This is a genomic window from Limosilactobacillus agrestimuris (genome assembly GCF_943193105.1).
Classification (GTDB): domain Bacteria; phylum Bacillota; class Bacilli; order Lactobacillales; family Lactobacillaceae; genus Limosilactobacillus; species Limosilactobacillus agrestimuris.
Genome location: NZ_CALPCW010000002.1, coordinates 203,415 through 221,603, shown reverse-complemented (window position 1 = coordinate 221,603; position 18,189 = coordinate 203,415). Strand labels below are relative to the sequence as shown.

Annotated in this window: 16 protein-coding genes; 4 read left to right on the top strand and 12 right to left on the bottom strand. The window is 40.4% G+C overall.

Going from position 1 to position 18,189, the window contains the following annotated elements; genetic code table 11:
- From NFR46_RS02760 to NFR46_RS02740, 5 genes are all read right to left on the bottom strand, one after another.
- Positions 1 to 1,879: ABC transporter ATP-binding protein/permease (locus NFR46_RS02760; RefSeq protein ID WP_251574470.1), on the bottom strand; the 1,879-nt coding region annotated here is incomplete at its 3' end.
- A 119-nt stretch (positions 1,880 to 1,998) separates the two neighbouring features.
- Positions 1,999 to 2,685, bottom strand: a complete 687-nt coding sequence (locus NFR46_RS02755; RefSeq protein WP_251574468.1) for an ABC transporter ATP-binding protein — start codon at positions 2,683 to 2,685, stop codon at positions 1,999 to 2,001.
- 9 nt (positions 2,686 to 2,694) lie between these two features.
- Positions 2,695 to 3,756, bottom strand: coding sequence for an ABC transporter permease (locus NFR46_RS02750; RefSeq protein ID WP_251574466.1), 1,062 nt, complete (start codon positions 3,754 to 3,756; stop codon positions 2,695 to 2,697).
- On the bottom strand, positions 3,757 to 4,275 hold the full coding sequence (locus tag NFR46_RS02745) for a TetR/AcrR family transcriptional regulator (RefSeq protein ID WP_251574464.1): 519 nt from the start codon (positions 4,273 to 4,275) through the stop codon (positions 3,757 to 3,759).
- A gap of 132 nt (positions 4,276 to 4,407) precedes the next feature.
- Positions 4,408 to 5,421: a zinc-dependent alcohol dehydrogenase family protein gene (locus NFR46_RS02740; RefSeq protein ID WP_182580362.1), complete on the bottom strand. Its 1,014-nt coding sequence runs from the start codon at positions 5,419 to 5,421 to the stop codon at positions 4,408 to 4,410.
- 361 nt (positions 5,422 to 5,782) lie between these two features.
- On the opposite strand from NFR46_RS02740, the gene NFR46_RS02735 reads away from it, so the two are divergent.
- The 3 genes from NFR46_RS02735 to thrS all read left to right on the top strand — a co-directional run bounded on the left by NFR46_RS02735 (position 5,783) and on the right by thrS (position 10,387).
- Positions 5,783 to 7,402, top strand: a complete 1,620-nt coding sequence (locus NFR46_RS02735; RefSeq protein WP_251574462.1) for an Nramp family divalent metal transporter — start codon at positions 5,783 to 5,785, stop codon at positions 7,400 to 7,402.
- Positions 7,403 to 7,641: 239 nt separating this feature from the next.
- On the top strand, positions 7,642 to 8,244 hold the full coding sequence (locus tag NFR46_RS02730; RefSeq protein WP_251574460.1) for a hypothetical protein: 603 nt from the start codon (positions 7,642 to 7,644) through the stop codon (positions 8,242 to 8,244).
- Positions 8,245 to 8,581: 337 nt separating this feature from the next.
- Positions 8,582 to 10,387, top strand: coding sequence for a threonine--tRNA ligase (gene thrS / locus NFR46_RS02725; protein ID WP_251574458.1), 1,806 nt, complete (start codon positions 8,582 to 8,584; stop codon positions 10,385 to 10,387).
- 62 nt (positions 10,388 to 10,449) lie between these two features.
- Here thrS and NFR46_RS02720 read toward each other — a convergent pair whose 3' ends face one another.
- The 3 genes from NFR46_RS02720 to NFR46_RS02710 are packed head-to-tail and all read right to left on the bottom strand — an operon-like array spanning position 10,450 to position 13,316.
- Entirely contained in the window at positions 10,450 to 10,758 is a 309-nt protein-coding gene (locus NFR46_RS02720) for an MGMT family protein (RefSeq protein ID WP_251574456.1), read from the bottom strand.
- A 1-nt stretch (position 10,759) separates the two neighbouring features.
- Entirely contained in the window at positions 10,760 to 11,983 is a 1,224-nt protein-coding gene (locus NFR46_RS02715) for an MFS transporter (protein ID WP_251574493.1), read from the bottom strand.
- 34 nt (positions 11,984 to 12,017) lie between these two features.
- On the bottom strand, positions 12,018 to 13,316 hold the full coding sequence (locus NFR46_RS02710; RefSeq protein ID WP_251574454.1) for an alkaline phosphatase family protein: 1,299 nt from the start codon (positions 13,314 to 13,316) through the stop codon (positions 12,018 to 12,020).
- A 211-nt stretch (positions 13,317 to 13,527) separates the two neighbouring features.
- On the opposite strand from NFR46_RS02710, the gene NFR46_RS02705 reads away from it, so the two are divergent.
- Positions 13,528 to 14,889 carry an APC family permease gene (locus NFR46_RS02705; protein ID WP_251574452.1) on the top strand — a complete coding sequence of 454 codons (1,362 nt, stop codon included), beginning with the start codon at positions 13,528 to 13,530 and terminating at the stop codon, positions 14,887 to 14,889.
- 38 nt (positions 14,890 to 14,927) lie between these two features.
- Here the strand turns inward: NFR46_RS02705 and phoU are convergent, their stop codons facing one another.
- The 4 genes from phoU to pstC are packed head-to-tail and all read right to left on the bottom strand — an operon-like array spanning position 14,928 to position 18,186.
- A complete protein-coding gene (gene phoU / locus NFR46_RS02700; protein WP_251574450.1) occupies positions 14,928 to 15,626 on the bottom strand; it encodes a phosphate signaling complex protein PhoU in 699 nt (232 codons plus the stop codon).
- 12 nt (positions 15,627 to 15,638) lie between these two features.
- Positions 15,639 to 16,394 (bottom strand): phosphate ABC transporter ATP-binding protein PstB, encoded by a 756-nt coding sequence (pstB, locus tag NFR46_RS02695; RefSeq protein ID WP_251574448.1) that lies wholly within the window; start codon positions 16,392 to 16,394, stop codon positions 15,639 to 15,641.
- A 10-nt stretch (positions 16,395 to 16,404) separates the two neighbouring features.
- Complete coding sequence (gene pstA, locus NFR46_RS02690; protein ID WP_251574446.1) at positions 16,405 to 17,286, bottom strand: phosphate ABC transporter permease PstA; 882 nt, start codon at positions 17,284 to 17,286, stop codon at positions 16,405 to 16,407.
- Entirely contained in the window at positions 17,287 to 18,186 is a 900-nt protein-coding gene (pstC, locus tag NFR46_RS02685) for a phosphate ABC transporter permease subunit PstC (protein WP_251574444.1), read from the bottom strand.
- Between the last annotated feature and the right edge of the window lie 3 nt (positions 18,187 to 18,189).

Here is an 18,189-nt window from a genome sequence, read left to right as displayed (position 1 = left end):
AAACAATGTTACCGAAAGTAATCTGAATAATGTTGTACTTAATTAAGTGATAAAGCCCATGATTAATCGCTAATGTTGCAAAGAAGACGATTATTAAGGCGAGAATTGCCGAGAAGAACCCAATAAACATTGATTCAGAAGTAAATAACCGCCGAATATCCTTCTTTCGTTCTCCGAGTGCCCGCAAGATTCCAATTTCCTTCGTTCGTTCTGAAACTGACATGTACATCGTCACAATGATCATCAATGCTGAAACTAATAAAGAAATTCCGGCAATTGCTGCCAAGAGAGTTGATGCCAACTTAACATAGGTGTTAACAGTCTTCAAAATCGATCCGACCGTCATTGCACCAAGGATCCGTTTATTCTGACTATTACGTAAGTTATTAATCTTGTCAGCAACAGTTTGTACCTGATCAAGATCCTTAACATTTACTGAAAGAAAGTTTGGTTGAACACTACCGTTAGCACTCCGGATCATCTTAACTAAGGTTGCAGAATTAAGCGATGTTCGAACACTAGTACCATTCGAGATTCCAGATACTTTAACATTGCCTTGAGCTTGAACCGGTTTCCCCGCATTATCAACCCAATTAAAACTAATTTGAACGTTCTTGCCGATCAATTGTTTATAATTTTTAGCACTACTTAATTGAATTGCTTGTTGTTTAGTAAGAACAATTTCACCATTTCCTGGTTTATGTCCTTTGGTGATGCCTCGAGTAGTAGTCGAATCGGTCCAGCTATCCAATGAAGTCCCACTCTGTTGAAGGTTTTCATACGATAATCGGTAGCTCGGTAACATATATCCCTTTTCTACTGATGAAACCCCCGCAATCTTCTTCACACGGTCAATCTCACTTTGTTTAATAAACATTGATTGAGGATCAGCCATCATATTTTGAGCAGACATTTGTAGCTGGTCCTGTGTCATCTTTTTCCCGCTTGTATTCTTCAAAACTGTCATGCTCCGCGGATTGGCTAATGAGTTAATCTGATCTTGCATATAACCATTTACCCCATTTCCTAACCCGCTAAACAAAAGAACCGCAAAAATCCCAATTGCAGTACCAAGCATGATTAGCGAATTCCGCCAAAAGTTATACATTAAGTGTTTAAATGCAGTTCGGTAACTTGCTAGTGCCCGGAGGACCCGTGATTGAAGTCGCTGTGGATCATCAGGAATTGGATAAGCTGGTCGAAGTCGCTCATCACCATCAATCTTACCGTCAACAAGGTGGACAATCCGTGTCCCGTGATCAGCCACTTCTTGAGAGTGAGTAACGGCAATCACCAATTTTCCATCCTTAGCAATATCATCCAACAGGGTTAATACTTCCTTAGTGTTTTCAGAATCGAGTGCCCCTGTTGGTTCATCAGCAATGATTAATTGTGGATCACTAGCTAACGCACGAGCGATCGCCACCCGCTGCTTTTGTCCCCCAGATAAGTGATTAGGATGCTTGTTAACTTGGTCAGCTAAGCCAACTCGTTCAAGTAACTCTAGTGCACGCTTTCGACGAGCATTCTTGTCCAAAGTTGTCATATCAAGGGCAATTAAAACATTATCAAGAACCGTTAAATGTGAAATCAGGTTATACGATTGGTAAATATAGCCAACAGTCGACCGCCGATAAGTATCTAGTTGCTTTTCCTTGCTATGATCGACCATCTTTCCGTCAACAATTACTTTCCCGGTGAAATTACGGTCAAGTCCACCAATGATGTTCATCAAAGTTGATTTCCCACCACCAGATTCACCAAGAATCGAGACAAATTCGCCACGTTCAAAAGAAAGATTAATCCCCTTTAGAACCGGAAATGCTTGTTTATCTAGGTAGTACGACTTGTGAATGTCCTTTAATTCTAAAAAGGCCATGACTTCCTCCTCATTTTCTATCTAAACGCTTATTATTAAATGATTATACCAAGATTTAAGTTTTTTCATAATTCCCCAAAAGGAATCTAAATTAAATCTTATTAACATTTCCCGGGAAATTATTGGTTGGTTTCCTCTTGTTTCAGCTTTCCATCCTCTAATTGATAAATTTTATCGGCAAATTGTCGTAAGCGAAGATCATGGGTTACCACAATCACTGCTTTATTTCGCTTAACCGCTAACTTCTTCAATAACCGACCCACCAGCTCAACTCTGTCACTATCTAGAGCTGAAGTTGGTTCATCGGCTAAGACAATTTGTGGTTCAGTATACAATGCTCGAGCAATCGCCACCCGTTGATTTTGACCCCCAGATAATTCAGCCGGGTATTGCTTTAATAGTTTTTCAATTCCAAGTTCTTCTAGTAGTTCATGAAATTCCTTTGGCTCTAAGTTGCCCTCCTTCTTCACCTGTTGGACTAACTTAAATTGGTCAGCAATATTTAGGTATGGCAGTAAGTTATATGATTGAAGGACAAAGCCGATTTTATTTAACCGAAACTGATCTCGCTCTTTATTCGATAGACTCAGAAAATCCTGACCATCAACAATCACCTTACCACTATCGGGTGTTTGTAACCCTCCAGCGATGGTTAGAAAAGTACTTTTTCCTGATCCTGATGGTCCTAAAACCAAGCATAGTTCACCAAGGTTTGCTGCAAAGTCAACGTCTTTTAATACGTGAACCTTACCGATGCCCTTACCAAAGGACTTATTTACATTTTCTAATTTAATTGCTGTTGTCATTTCTACCTCCTAACCGAGTGCTTTAGCAGGATCAATTTTCAAAATTAGCCTTACGGGTAATAGTGCTCCAACCATCCCTAAAATCACCATCACTACTGCAAGTAAGCCGATTAGTGGCCAATTCATTAAGATTGGCACAGCAGTCGGCAATATTAGCGATGTAAGTTCAGTTAGGATAACACCTCCTACATAACCAACCACTACCAGAATCAATGCCTGAGCCATCGTTGCCTTAACTAAGTGCTTCGCTGGAACTCCTTGAGCCCGGAGAACCGCAAAATGACTCATCTTTTGCATTGTTAAAATATACAGAAAGACTGCAATAATAATCAATGAAATTACCATTAAGAAGCCAATCATAAAGATAAAAGTCGTATTCTGAGCAGTATACCCCGGTAATTTTTCAATAAACTTTTGGACTGAATAACGTTGAAGCTGTGGAAAGGCACCTGTTAAGAGTTCTTGATTACTAATAACACCACTAGCTACTACGCTGTTGTTAATTCCTTTTAAGTCTCTCCAATCACTTAAACTACCGTAAACTACGGGAGAAATATTTAATTTAGCCCCACGACTGAAGCCAACAATTTGATAATTTTTTGAAGAATTAAGCATAATCTTTTGGCCTAAACGGTAACCCTGATCCTGTAAACTTTCATCGACAACTACTTCCTTGTTGTTCTGTGGACGATGACCACTCACTAGGTTCAATTTCTTTTGATAGATATACTGAGTCTCGTCCAGGCCAACAAATTGGACATTTTGTTTATTTCTTTCGTGATCAGTCGTTTTCATCACTACCGGGGTCACACCAATTAAAGCTGTATCGTTATCATTAAAATTTTTTATTTGTTCGCGGTTAATTAATGATTGGCTAAGATTATCGTTACTATTTTTATTTAAAAACACGGTTTCAGTATCCCAGCTCTTTATTGCTGCGGTGTTTTCATTAGCGAGTCCCAGCATCAGCCCCATTAAAATTATTATCAAGTAACTGATTAAGATGAACATCGCTAAAATCAAACCATAGCGTAGTTTTTCATGCATGATTTCCTTAATCGCTAAGAACATTTAGTTTTCCTCCTTAGTTAGTGGAACAATTGCTTGATAGTAACGCTTCAAAAGCTTTACAGACTGACTGGGCTTCTCTAAACATTCGCGAATTGTTTCATGACTCAAAAGCATAATTGCCCATTCATTAGCACTCTTTGGTCTCAAGTTACGGTTGCCAGCAATCTCAACAAGTTGTTCATTGATTTCAAAGTGAAGCTTCATCATTTCGTGATACTTACTCCCGTTCACAACGTTTACAAATGAAGAAACCTGCTGATAATAGTCCTCTGCTGATAGTTTTTGCTTACCAACAATTCCGGTATGGATCTCAATAACCGCTTGTTGGTAGAGGTAAATGTATGCTGTCTGAATATTTTCAAAGTACTTATAAAATGCACCCCGCGCAATTCCAGCATCCTTTACAATTCTTGCTACTTGAGCATCTGCAAGGCTATGACTACTAAATTCCTTTAAGAGAGCAGCCTCTATTTTTAACTGTTTCTCTTTTGGTAAATGCTGATATGTTGTACTTGGCATTGTTTTACGCCTCCTCAGTGACATCGTGTCATTTTAATTAGTTTCATCTTATAATTTAAAGTGACACCGTGTCAATAACATGATCAAAAAAAGAGACTGGATCAATTTCCCAGTCCCTAAATAAAATTCTAATTAAGCTTCTTCACCGGCTACCTTAACAACAGCCTTAGAAACACCCTTGATTCGACCGTTAACAAAGTCATCAACGTCCTTGAAATCAAATTCGTGTGAAAGCAATGGCAATACGTCAACCTTGCCTGAACCCATTAATGCGATAGCGTCCTCGAAGCAGTAAGGGTTAATGAAGGCCCCTTGAATAGTTAATTGCTTTTGGAAGACTTCGTAACTGTTAATGGAGAACTTATCATCTGGGTTACCCACACCGAACATCAATACTTGGCCACCACGAGCAGCTGCTTCAACGGCTTGTTCTTGAGTTTGTGGACGACCAACAGCCTCGATAACGATGTCATAAGTATCACGAGGAATTTCTTCACCCTTAGCAGTGTTGATGGTCTTGGCACCAAACTTATCGTGGTTTAATTTCAACTTATCTTCGGAAAGACCACTCAAAGTAACTTCCTTAACACCTTGTGCCAAGAGAGTTTGTACGAACAATTGACCCATGAAACCATCACCAATAACCAAAGCCTTTTGGTATGGGTGAAGAGTAAGCAAGTCAACACCGTGAACAGCACATGAAAGTGGTTCAGTAACAGCAGCAGCCTTCAATGAAAGACTGTCAGGAATTGGGTAAACAACCTTAGCAGGAGCAGTGAAGTAATCTTCAAAACCACCATCACGGGTAACACCAACTGCATCAAGGTGTTCACATAATTCTGGGCGTGAAGTCCGGCAGTACTTACATTCACCACAGTAAATGTTAGGGTCAACAGAAACACGGTCCCCAACCTTTACATTAGTAACTTCTGAACCAACCTTAGCAACTACACCAGAGTTTTCGTGTCCTAAAACAATTGGTGGAACAGCATCTGCAGAACCTGGTAACCCAGCGTAAAGGGCATGGTCAGTACCACAGATACCTGCATAAGCAGTGTGAACTAACACTTCATCAGGCTTGATTTCAGGCATGTCAACATCTTTAACTTCTAAGTTCTTAACAGCAGTTAATACAAGAGCTTTCATCATTAATACCTCGCTTGTGAAATCCTTCTTTTATCTTATGCGTTTGATTATAAGGGAATAATCATTTCGCTGTCAACCGGTTAACATAAATTTGCCATATCTTTTATAAAACTCTCACATTCTATTGTTGTTTTAGAAAGAATTAATTATTTTTATTAATTTTAAATTTTATTTTTGCTTTTTTGAAAGCGGTTCGATCCTTGTTAGGCCAACCAAAATTTGTCTTTTGAGGCTCCTCACCTCCCTAATAAAGCCCGTCAAATCGGCAATCTTCCATTGTCGTACATTATTTTTTATGTTAACCTAAAAAAGTAATCAATTTAAGTTAACCGATCTGTTCAATTTGTGTTAACAAAAAAAGATGAAAGGTGGATTTGGCGTGGACAACACAAAAAATCAACACCGTAAGCATCATTTAATTGAATATGCTAACGGTAAGTCTCTTGAAGAGATTAACGGAACTGTTAAGGTTCCACATGGTAAAGGTTTCTGGCGAACATTATTCGCTTATTCTGGTCCTGGTGCATTAGTTGCCGTGGGTTACATGGATCCCGGTAACTGGGCTACTTCAATCACCGGTGGTCAGAGTTTCCAATACACCTTAATGACTACTATCTTGATTTCAAGTTTGATTGCGATGTTACTTCAATACATGGCAGCTAAACTCGGGATCGTGAGTCAAATGGACTTGGCCCAGGCAACACGGGCCCGTACCGGTAAAGCATTAGGTGTTATTCTTTGGATTATGACTGAATTGGCAATCATGGCAACTGATATTGCCGAAGTTATTGGTGCCGCAATCGCTCTTAACTTACTGTTCCACATTCCGTTGATTCCATCAGTATTTATTACTGTTCTTGATGTTCTTGTATTGCTCTTATTAACAAAGATTGGTTTCCGGAAGATTGAAGCAATCGTTGCTTGCTTGATTCTAGTTATTTTATTTGTCTTTGCTTACCAAGTTGCATTGTCTCACCCTAACTGGGGTGCTGCTTTTGCGGGCTTGTTGCCTTCTACTAGGGCAATTGCAAAGTCACCAGAAATTGGTGGAATCACTCCATTAAGTGGTTCTTTAGGTATCATTGGTGCGACTGTTATGCCACACAACTTGTACCTTCACTCCGCAATTTCACAAACTCGTCAAATCGATCACAACGACTTGGACAGTATTCGCCAAACTGTTCGGTTTACAACTTGGGACTCTAACATTCAATTGTCATTGGCCTTCGTTGTTAACGCCTTACTATTAATCATGGGGGTTGCCGTATTTAAGACTGGTGCAGTTCAAGATAGTTCATTCTTTGGTCTTTACGATGCTTTGAACAACACTTCAATGCTTAGTAACCCAATCCTAATCGCAGTGGCTAAATCTGGTGTACTTTCAACACTGTTCGCTGTTGCCTTACTTGCTTCTGGTCAAAACTCAACCATTACTGGTACCTTAACTGGTCAAGTAATCATGGAAGGGTTCGTTCACATGAAGATGCCTCTTTGGGCACGTCGTCTTGTTACCCGGATCATTTCGGTTATCCCTGTTCTGATCTGTGTTGGTATGACTTCAGGTGAATCAACTATTCAACAACACACTGCTTTGAATCTTTTGATGGAAAATTCACAGGTCTTCTTGGCCTTTGCTCTTCCATTCTCAATGTTGCCATTACTAATGATGACCAACAGTGAAGTCGAAATGGGTGAGTTCCGTAACCGTTCATGGGTTAAGGTTTGTGGTTGGATTTCAGTTATTGCATTAACTTTCTTAAACCTTTACAACCTTCCTTCAACTTATGAAGGTTTCGATATTTGGTCAAAGGGTACTTCAGATGTATTAGCCTACATCACTATCGTTATTATCCTTGTTCTCTTAGCTTGGACATGTGTTGAATTATACCGTGGTGACAAGCGTTTTGCTGCTGAAGGTCGTGGATTTGGTCAAAAAGAAGAAAAGATGGCTGGTAACCATAACGATCTCGCTGAAGATTAACGATTCCTTTATCTTTCACTCATAATTTCTTCAAATTTTACCTGTATATTAGGAAGCATAAGATAACTCCTATATCTTTTCCTCCCTAAATAAAAGTAAAGATTAAATTAGGAGCTGGGTTTATCCCCGGCTCCTAATTTTTTGGTTTCAATTGTTGCTAATCCAGCTGATTACTCGGTTAAATGTTATAATATATCTTTGAAAATATAAATCTCATCCTTAACTCTGAGGTGAACTCATTGAATAACCAAAACAACAACGAACGCCCAACCCGTGTTCAACTATATGACTCAAATAATAATCGCCGTTCCTACCTTCATAAGGGAACAAAGAAGCCGAAGATGCCTCACTTTAACGGTAAGAATCGTCTTTTTAAAATTCTTCTTGCAATTTTATTAGCAATTCTCGTGATAATGATCATCGTCTTTTTAATTAAGCAACGTGATCCTGTTAATACTGATACTAATGACACTACCGTTTCCACTAGTAGCAAATCATCATCCCATAAGAAGAAGCACCACAAAAAGTATCATTCTTCTAGTACAACTGATGATGATAACCAGGATACCTACTCCTTCTCATACTCAACTGGAAATATTGGTGGCGGTTCACGAACCCAACACAGTAACCAGGGCCAACACCAAACTAACAATGGCAATGGTAATACGCATGATAATCAACCAAGTGCTCCACAACCAAGCCAAAATAATAACAATGGCGGAGATAATCACCAACAACCAAGTAACTCTGGCAATAGCCAAAGTAATAACAATGAAGCTAATAACGGTGGGCATCCTGCTTCTACCCCAGCACCAGCACCTGCTTCAAGTCCTAGTCACTAAAAATTTTTAAAAAGGGGGTTGCGCTCCGCTCTCCCAGTGATATAATCATAGACAATTAAAGGATATGCGCTTTAGTTACCCTCTACCAGGGAGTCGATGCCTAGGCTGGAAGCATCGTTGAGGATCTAACTTCTGTTGTACCACCTTTACTTATCATTCACCGAAATAAGGTGAGTCGGGTCGTGTCCGTTAATACACCTTAGAGAGGACGCTATTAGTACGTCCTGAACATGGGTGGAACCACGCTAATTATGAAATAATTGACGTCCCTAACGCTATTTAATTTAGTAGCGTTAGGGACGTTTTTTGTTTAACTACAAAGAAGGAGAGATTGTTTATGGCTCAAGTCGCTGTTATGTCACCAGATGGATCAGTTAAGAAGATCGATCGGGATTCAAAGGAAAGTTTACAAGCATTACGGAAGCTTTCAGCATTAATGTTGAAGGCAGCTTTAAAGCAAGAATTTAAGGGAATTCGTCTTGGTGAAGCTGTTGCCGATGAAGATGGCTTCCACGTTGATTCTGACAAGGATAACCAACAAGTTTCTGCTGATGAATTACCAGCTCTTGAAGATGTTATCAAGGGTCTTGCAAAGAACGATGCAAAGGTTGAATTTGTTGAAGTTGATCTTGAAGATGCTCTTGCTGAAGTTGAAGCTGATCCTTATTCAAGTGAATTGATTAAGGAAAGTGCTAAGGATGGTAAAGTTGCAATGTACCAACTTGGCGATGTTAAAGCTGTTGCTGATGCCGATATCCTCGTTTACGGTGACGTTGTTAAGAACCTTCGTCTTCTTTCCGTTGCTGGGGCTTACTGGAAGGGAATGTCTTCTAACCCAATGCTTCAACGGATCTACGGAACTGTCTTCTTCAAGAAGGATGCCCTAGAAGATGACTTAAAGAAGCGTCAAGAAGCTAAGGATCGTGATCACCGGGTTATCGGTAACCAACTTGACCTCTTCTTCGTTGATCCTAAGGTTGGTGCCGGTTTACCATACTGGATGCCAAAGGGTGCTACTATTCGTCGGACAATTGAACGTTACATCATTGACCGTGAAGTTGCGGATGGTTACAAGCACGTTTACACTCCAGTTTTGATGAACCTCGACGCCTACAAGACTTCTGGTCACTGGGAACACTACCGCGATGACATGTTCCCACCAATGGACATGGGTGATGGTGAAATGCTTGAATTACGGCCAATGAACTGCCCAAGTCACATCCAAGTATTTAAGCACCACATTCGTTCATACCGTGACCTTCCATTGCGGATTGCTGAACTTGGAATGATGCACCGTTATGAAAAGTCTGGTGCCCTTTCCGGCCTTCAACGGGTTCGTGAAATGACATTGAACGACGGTCACACATTCGTTGCCCTTGACCAAATTCGTTCAGAATTCGCTAAGATTTTGAAGTTAATCATGAGCGTTTACAAGGACTTTGATATTACTGATTACAGTTTCCGTCTTTCTCTTCGTGATCCAAAGAACACCAAGAAGTACTACGCTAACGATGAAATGTGGGAAAAGTCTCAATCAATGTTGAAGGCTGCCATGGACGACTTAAATCTTGACTACTACGAAGCAGAAGGTGAAGCTGCATTCTACGGTCCAAAGCTTGATATTCAAACTAAGACTGCTTTAGGAAACGACGAAACAATGTCAACCATCCAACTAGACTTCATGCTTCCAGAACGGTTTGGCTTAACCTATGTTGGTAACGATGGTCAAGAACACATGCCAGTTATGATTCACCGTGGTGTTGTTGGTACCATGGAACGGTTCATTGCTTACCTTACTGAAATTTACAAGGGTGCCTTCCCTACCTGGTTAGCTCCTGAACAAGTTCACATCATCCCCGTTAATGAAGATGCTCACGGTGAATATGCTGATGAACTTGCTAAGAAGTTCAAAGCTGCTAACATCCGTGTCGTTGTAGACCACCGGAACGAAAAGATGGGTTACAAGATTCGTGAAGCTCAAACTCAAAAGGTTCCATATACTCTTGTTGTCGGTGACGAAGAAAAGAACAACAATGGTGTTTCTGTACGGAAGTACGGTGAGAAGGAACAAAACGAAATGAGCCAAGATGCATTTATGAACGAAATTCTTGCTGATATTGCATCATACTCACGCGAAAAGTAAAGTTTGTGTAATTAAACATAAAAGAACGGTCAGCGAAAATTCGCTGACCGTTCTTTTATACTTTAAATTCCCTGCCACTGGCACTGCTTGATATCAACATGATTTTCGTCTTTAAATGGTACTCCCTCAGCTATTAACATCGGACGTTGATCAGTCCATCCCGGTACTAGTCTGCCAGTTGCTGTTACTACTCGGTGACAAGGATGCTTACCATAGCTAACGGACTTCCCAAGTGCTTTACCAACTAAGCGAGCGTTTCGTGGTCGCTCAATTATCTTAGCAATTTGACCATATGTGGCTACCCGTCCAAATGGGATAATATCAACAATGTTTAATACAGAACGCATAAATTGCTCATCAATCTTTACCATTCTAATTACCACTTTCTCTGGTTAACCGTGGAAGGAGTAGAAAAATAACTAAACCAATCAAAAAGAGAATACTCAATGATGCTGCTCCTACAGTTGACTTCCCCGTTAATTGGGTTACAAAGCCAACAATTACCGGTTCAAGAATCGCGGAAAATTTACCCAGAATATTATAAAAGCCAAAAAATTCGCTGCTTGAGTCTTTAGGAATTAGTTGACCAAAATAAGAGCGACTTAACGCTTGAAGTCCTCCTTGACTCGCCCCTACTAACACTGCAAGAACCCAAAAATCAGCTAACGATTTTAAATGTAGTGCATCTAGACAAATAAACAGGTAAACGATGATTCCTAATAAAATCGCTAACCGGTTAGATGTCTTTTGCGCTAGGAACCCGTATAAGATCGAAAAGGGAAACGCAATTAATTGAACCATAAGCAATACCAGCATTAACATGGTCGTTTCGATTCCTAAATCTTTTCCGATCGCGGTTGCCATTGTAAAAATAGTATCAACGCCATCAATATAAAAGGAGTAGGCCACAAGAAACCAGGAAATCTTTCGGTACCGTTTTATGTGGTGAAGCATTCTTCCTAAACGATGAAAACTATCCCTTACTGGATCAGTAACTGCCTGAACGTTATGGCTTTGGTGGCCGTACCTTAACAATAGCCATGCAAAAATGACCCACCAAATTGCTGCAAGGATAAAACTAAACTTAGCAATCCCGTAACTACTGAGAAGGCCATTAAAGTCACCAGACACTTGTGCAATGAGAAAAATAATAAATACAATCACACCACCAAGGTAGCCCATTCCGTAACCAGTAGTCGAAACTGCACCCATCTGCTGATCATCAGCAACATCCGTAAGAAAGCCGTCGTAAAACAGGTTTCCACCAGAGTAACCAATAATTGAAAAAACATAAATAAGCAGCAATACTCCCCACTGCTTTGGTGGAATTACTGCTAGGGCAAACGTCATTATAATTCCGATCCAGGTAAAAAAATTTAACCAGCGTCGTTTTGAGTTTGGGTAATCCGCTAATGCCCCGAGTAATGGCGCCATTAAAGAAACAACCAGCATCCCAAAACTATTTGCATACCCCCAAAGTGCCGTCGAATTGGCTGCATTAATACTGTTTTCACCTGCAATTGCCTTGAAATAAACTGGAAGAACAGCAGTTACCACTAAAATTCCGTAACCCGAATTAGCCCAGTCATAAAAGATCCATTGTCATTGTTGCTTAGTAAATTTCAAACAATTAACCCCACTTCTTAATCACTCCTGGAATTACCCGTCCTGCTGTAGGGGTTGGATAATGAAGTCCTAATATTTTTGCAAATGTTGGTCCTTCATCAACCAAGTGGGCCGTCTCAACCATTTTCCCTTGATTAATACTTGGCCCCGCAAAGATAGCTGTCGTGAAGTAATTTGGTTGGTTAGGACCATAACCATGAACAGCACGATAGCGATCATGAGTTCCCAGTGAGTTAGGATCAACCTTTTCAACAACTGCCGGTCGATTAACTTCATCTGTAAAGTAGTAACCAGGTTTAGCTTCAACAAGAAACGCACATCGAGGATCAGCGCCTAGTTTTACTGCTTCCGCTCCATCATAAATTCGTTCTACTCCTTCAACACCAGCGATTAACTGTTTTAGCTTGCTGAGGTTAACATAGTCCTTAGCATAGACATAGGTCTCACCATCACAGGTCTTAGCAGTGACTTGCCAATTATTCTTGTAAGTTGTTTTTCCTTTAATTGGAGTTAGTAACTCATGTTCTGCAAATACCATGTTAAGGTGGATCATTTTCTCAACATTAATCTGGTAGTGGTCCCCAAGAATTACAAAATCCGTATCACTGTACGTTCCCGCGTCTCGGCTTGCCTGAATAATTTTTGCTACACGACTGTCCAGGCGTTGAAGAGCAGCTTTAGCTTGTGGCGAACGAACCCCATTGCGGTGACGCATACTATCCATATCAACTAAGTGAATCAGCGTTAAATCTGGACGCTTATTTTTGATTGTATCTACCGCACATGCAGTTATAAAGTCATCAAGCCACGGTTGCTTAATTCCCCGCCGCAACTTTCCATAGCGGTGATTCATCTTATAAAGAAATAGTGGTGAACTGGCTTTAAGTGAAACTAAAACTTGGTTTGTCCAAATCCGGTTAGGAAAGATTTCCGCTAAATTATAATCAATCTTACTTCCGGCAGTAACCGGCCATAAGAAAGCTGCCGTTGTCAATCCAGATTGGCGAGCAACATCGTAAAGTGGCATTGCTTTAATATCTTTCCGGTACCAATACCAGTCAGGTGATTCTCGCCGTGGTTGGAGTTTAGTGTTATTTACAATCCCGTGAATTGCTGGATATTGACCAGTGATAATTGAAGTATGTGATGGGTAAGTTAATGTTGGGAAGATTCCCTTAACTCGTTTGACCCAGGTCCCTCTTTTGATTAATTGATCCAGGTGGGGAACAAATTCACGTAGCTCATTAAGATCCCGAAAGCCCATCGAATCAAGAGAAATTACTACTAACTTATGCAATGCCATTAATCCCATCCACTTTCTTTTTAAAGTCTTCCCTTCTATTTTAAGATAAAAAAGGCTAAATACGTAACTCTAACTATAAAATAATAAAAGTAATTCTTTATGAATTGCACCTAAAGCAAGCGGTTACAAAGAATAGCAATTTGATTCACAGCGTTTTTTAATGTAAAATTAAGATTCAGTTTTCTGTATTTTTTTGAAAGGAATCATCATTATGCAAAATCAGTTACCAAAGGGTAAAGAGCATGAGAAAACTCTCGGTCTCTTTGACCTTTCCATTTTAGGTATCGGCGCAATTATTGGTACGGGAATTCTAGTGTTAACTGGAATTGTCGCCGCAGAAGATTCTGGTCCCGCGATCGTCTTCTCCTTTTTAATTGCCGCGTTAGCTAGTGGATTAATTGGCCTCTGTTATTCTGAACTAACAACCAGTTTACCCAATTCTGGAAGTGCGTTTTTCTATGCATGGGTATCCATTGGTAAGTTTGTCGCATTTTTGGCTGGCTGGACTCTAATTGGAGTTTACGTTACCACTACGGCAACAGTTGCTAATGGTTGGACTGGTTACGTTCAATCATTTCTGGAAGTTATTGGGATCAACCTTCCTCACCGCTTCTTAGTTACCCCAGCTGCAGGTGGCTATGTTAACCTTCCTGCTGTTTTGATGATCTTTTTAATGACAATTATCCTAACCCGGGGAACGAGTGAGAGTAAGTTGATTAACAACTTCCTTGTTGGGGTCAAAATTTTTATTATCCTCCTATTCATTATTGTTAGCGTTTCTCACGTTAACCCAAGTAATTGGCACCCCTTCCTCCCATACGGTTATAAGGGAATCTTCACTGGTGCCTCCGCCGTCTTCTTCTCCTTCCTCGGCTTTGATGCATTAGCAACCTCGGCTGAAGATGCAAAAGACGTCGATAAAAATATTCCCCGGGCAATAATTTTATGTTTAGTAATCTCAACAACTCTCTACATCCTCGTTAGTCTTGTGATGACTGGGGTTGTTTCCTACACCAAATTAAATGTTTCAGAAGCCATGTCCTATGTCTTAATCGTTAAGGGACACAGCTTTGTTGCTGAAGTGGTTTCACTTGGAGCAGTCTTAGGGATCATGGCCGTCGTGTTTGCCTTTATTTACGCTGGCTCTAACATTCTTAAATCAATGAGTCGGAGTGCCTTTCTTCCTAAGGGACTTGCTAAGGTAAACGCTAAAACACAAAGTCCTAATCGTGCAATTTGGTTAGTTGGGATCTTCTCTGCCATTTTAGCGGGAGAATTTGACCTCCACTACTTAGCATTAATTGCTAATATTGGTTCACTAATGGTCTTTGCCTTAATTTCTTTAATCGTTATTATTCTTCGGTTACGTTACCCAGAACTTAAACGACCTTTCAAGGTACCATTTGACAAGACAATTCCAGTACTTTCAATCATCATTTGTATCGTCCTCCTTGTCAGCATTTCACTTACTGCCTGGTTGACATACCTTATCTGGATTGCCCTTGGACTAATCGTTTACTTCTGCTATTCACTTCGTCATGCGGGCGAATTTAACTTCACAAAAGAAGAATAATAAAAATGGTCAGGAAAAAATTTTCCTGACCATTTTTATTATTCCTTTAATTTTCGTTTGACCATTGTTGGATCAGCTTTTCCAGGATTTAATTCTACCAACTTACCTGAACCGCTATAAATAATCCACTCTGCAAGGTTAACGATATGATCACCAGCACGCTCAAGATAACGAATAACTGAAAGATAGTCGCCATAAGTCTTAACGTTTTGTCCAGCTTTAACTAACGCATCCATAATCGCATGTTGCTGCTGGACATAAATCAAATCAACCTTTAAATCTTCATTAGCAACCTCATAAGCCTTTTGTTCATCCGTATAAACATATGCATCAAGGACTCGTTCTAACATCTCGCGAACAATCATCATCATCTTTTCGATCTGTTCTTCAATTTCTTCATTGTGTTGTCGTTTACTTAGGTTAATGGCAGCACGCGCAATATGAGATGCGTAATCACCGAGTCGTTCAATGTCACTACTTGCCTTTAAGATACTAATAATCTTCCGAAAATCACTAGCAACCGGCTGCTGAAGAGCCATAAGTTTAAGAGCCTCTTTTTCGAGGTTAATTTCTTCATTATTAATTTTTGGATCGGCTTTCAAGACTTTATTAGCTAACTCCTTATCACTCTCCGTAAATGCTTTGGTAGCTTGATAAATCTGTTCGCTAGCGTCAATCCCCATTTCCATAAAGCGGCTCCGAAGACGCTTCAATTCATCATTAAAAATTGCACCCATTCTTTTGTCCTCCTAACCAAACTTACCACTCAAATAATCAGCAGTTTTTTTCTCGCGTGGGTTCATAAAGATCGTCGCCGTTTCATCAAATTCAATTAAGTGTCCCTGGTGCATAAAAGCAGTCCAATCGGCCGACCGGGACGCCTGTTGCATATTATGAGTCACCATAATAATTGTAAACTGCTCTTTTAATTGTACTAGGGTATCTTCAATTTGCGAAGTTGAGACCGGATCAAGAGCACTTGTTGGTTCATCCATTAAGATAATTTCTGGTCGAACTGCTAGTGTTCGGGCAATGCAAAGTCGCTGTTGTTGCCCTCCAGAAAGTGCAAGGGCACTCGCTTTTAATTGGTCCTTAACTTCGTCCCACAGTGCTGCTTGACGTAAACTTTCTTCGACGCGTTGGTCAAGCACTTTTCGATCCTTTTCACCTGCTAACCTAAGCCCATAAATCACATTTTCATAAATTGACATTGGAAACGGGGTTGGCTGTTGAAAAACCATCCCGATCTGTTGACGAACCCGGTAAACGTTCACTTTCGACTGGTTAATATTTACTCCATGAAAGTTAATTTCTCCCTTTACCGTCGCAAAATCATCATTCATTCGGTTAAGGCTCCGTAAAACAGTTGATTTTCCTGAACCAGAAGCACCAATTAAAGCAGTAATCTTATTTTTAGGAAACTTCAAGTTAATATCATGGGCCACATGTTTTTCGCCATACAAGACTTGAAGGTTCTTTGTTTCTAAGGCAGTACTTGTTTGCATACTCTTCTCCTTACTTTGTTAGTCGTTGTTTAATTCGGTGACCGACATGCCGGGCAACAAGGTTAAATAATAGTATTGTAATGATTAATACTGCAGCAGAACCATTGGAAACGGCTCGGGCATCCGGAACTAATCCTTCACTATTAACCTTCCAGATGTGAACAGCTAGCGTTTCTGCTGGTCGCATTGGATTTAAGAAACTTGTTGGACTAAAGGGATTCCAATCAGTATAACTAATGGCCGGGGAGCTTTGCCCAGCTGTATATATTAATGCGGCGGCTTCACCAAAAATTCGTCCAGCACTTAAAATCGCCCCGGTAATAATTCCTGGTAACGCCGCTGGAAGAACGATTTTAGTCGTTACTCGCCACTTTGACATTCCCAAACCAAGACCTGCTTGACGTTGTAAATACGGAACCTGCTGCAATGCATCTTCACAGCTCCGCGTTAAAATTGGTAGATTCAAAATCGTTAAAGCCAAAGCACCAGCTAATAACGAGAAATCAAGGCCAAATTGTAAAACAAAAACTAAGTAACCAAAGAGCCCAACCACTACAGATGGAAGTGAACTCAAGACTTCAATCGCTAACCGAAGCATCTGTGTCCACCTGTTTTGGGGTGCATATTCACTCAGGTAAATTGCTGCACAAAGCGCCAAGGGAACTGAAACAATTAGTGTAAGAACTACTAAATAAAGGGAGTTAAAAAGCTGATCACGGATTCCTCCACCCGCAGTAAATGATTCTGCATTAGTCGTTAGAAAGTGCCAGGAAATATGGGGAATTCCCATTGCTAAAATATAGATTAGTAGGCTGAGAATTATTAAACCAACTAACCCTGCCAGACCCAGAATTACTCCTGTTGCTATCTTATCAACTCGCTCTGGTCGCATTTACTTTGCCCCCTTCTTACTTGCTAAGCGCATTAATAGATTGAATGCCAAGGACATTACAAGAAGAATCAGTGCTAAAGACCACAGAGCGTTATTTGAAGCAGTACCCATTACGGTATTTCCAATTCCTGTCGTTAAAACACTCGTCAATGTCGCGGAAGATTCCATTAAGTTCTTAGGAATAACCGTTGTATTGCCAATCACCATCTGTACCGCTAACGCTTCACCAAAGGCGCGGGCCATTCCAAAGACCATCGCCGTTAATATTCCACTCTTAGCGCTGGGAATTATTACCCGGGAAATAGTTTGCCACCTAGTTGCGCCAAGTCCTGCTGATGCTTGCCGGTACTTTTGCGGTACCGCCTGTAAGCTATCAATTGTCATTGATGTCATTGTTGGTAAAATCATCAAAAAAAGAACACATGAGGCGGCTAGGATCCCAAAACCGGTTCCGCCAAATAGCTGTCGGAGATATGGAACGATCACGGTTAATCCAAGATACCCATACACCACTGACGGCATCCCAACCAGCAATTCAATTAATGGTTGAAAAAATTGATAAGTTTTCTTTGGTAATATCTCCGTGATCGCAATTGCAACCACTAACGCTAGTGGTAAGGCAACAATTCCTGATAAAACAGTCACACTGAATGACGTGATAATCATTGGCAATGCACCATAATGGTGGTGACTCGGCTGCCAATCGTTACTTGATAAAAAGTGCCAAACGGAAACCCCATTCTCCTTAAAGAGGGCGACTCCTTTAAAGGTCAGAAAAACTAAAATCGTCCCTACCAAGCCACCAATCAGAATAATCGCCAGGTAACTAATTAATTTACCAACCCATTCCTGCCTACTCTCAACTGATGGCTGGTTCAATCGCTTTTTTAAATCATCCATCGC

Coding starts and splice junctions, on each gene's coding strand:
- NFR46_RS02705 (WP_251574452.1), top strand. CDS start 13,528: ATGCAAAATCAGTTACCAAAGGGTAAAGAGCATGAGAAAACTCTCGGT.
- phoU (WP_251574450.1), bottom strand. CDS start 15,626: ATGGGTGCAATTTTTAATGATGAATTGAAGCGTCTTCGGAGCCGCTTT.
- pstA (WP_251574446.1), bottom strand. CDS start 17,286: ATGCGACCAGAGCGAGTTGATAAGATAGCAACAGGAGTAATTCTGGGT.
- NFR46_RS02710 (WP_251574454.1), bottom strand. CDS start 13,316: ATGGCATTGCATAAGTTAGTAGTAATTTCTCTTGATTCGATGGGCTTT.
- pstB (WP_251574448.1), bottom strand. CDS start 16,394: ATGCAAACAAGTACTGCCTTAGAAACAAAGAACCTTCAAGTCTTGTAT.
- NFR46_RS02745 (WP_251574464.1), bottom strand. CDS start 4,275: ATGCCAAGTACAACATATCAGCATTTACCAAAAGAGAAACAGTTAAAA.
- NFR46_RS02755 (WP_251574468.1), bottom strand. CDS start 2,685: ATGACAACAGCAATTAAATTAGAAAATGTAAATAAGTCCTTTGGTAAG.
- NFR46_RS02740 (WP_182580362.1), bottom strand. CDS start 5,421: ATGAAAGCTCTTGTATTAACTGCTGTTAAGAACTTAGAAGTTAAAGAT.
- pstC (WP_251574444.1), bottom strand. CDS start 18,186: ATGGATGATTTAAAAAAGCGATTGAACCAGCCATCAGTTGAGAGTAGG.
- thrS (WP_251574458.1), top strand. CDS start 8,582: ATGGCTCAAGTCGCTGTTATGTCACCAGATGGATCAGTTAAGAAGATC.
- NFR46_RS02720 (WP_251574456.1), bottom strand. CDS start 10,758: ATGGTAAAGATTGATGAGCAATTTATGCGTTCTGTATTAAACATTGTT.
- NFR46_RS02735 (WP_251574462.1), top strand. CDS start 5,783: ATGAAAGGTGGATTTGGCGTGGACAACACAAAAAATCAACACCGTAAG.
- NFR46_RS02750 (WP_251574466.1), bottom strand. CDS start 3,756: ATGTTCTTAGCGATTAAGGAAATCATGCATGAAAAACTACGCTATGGT.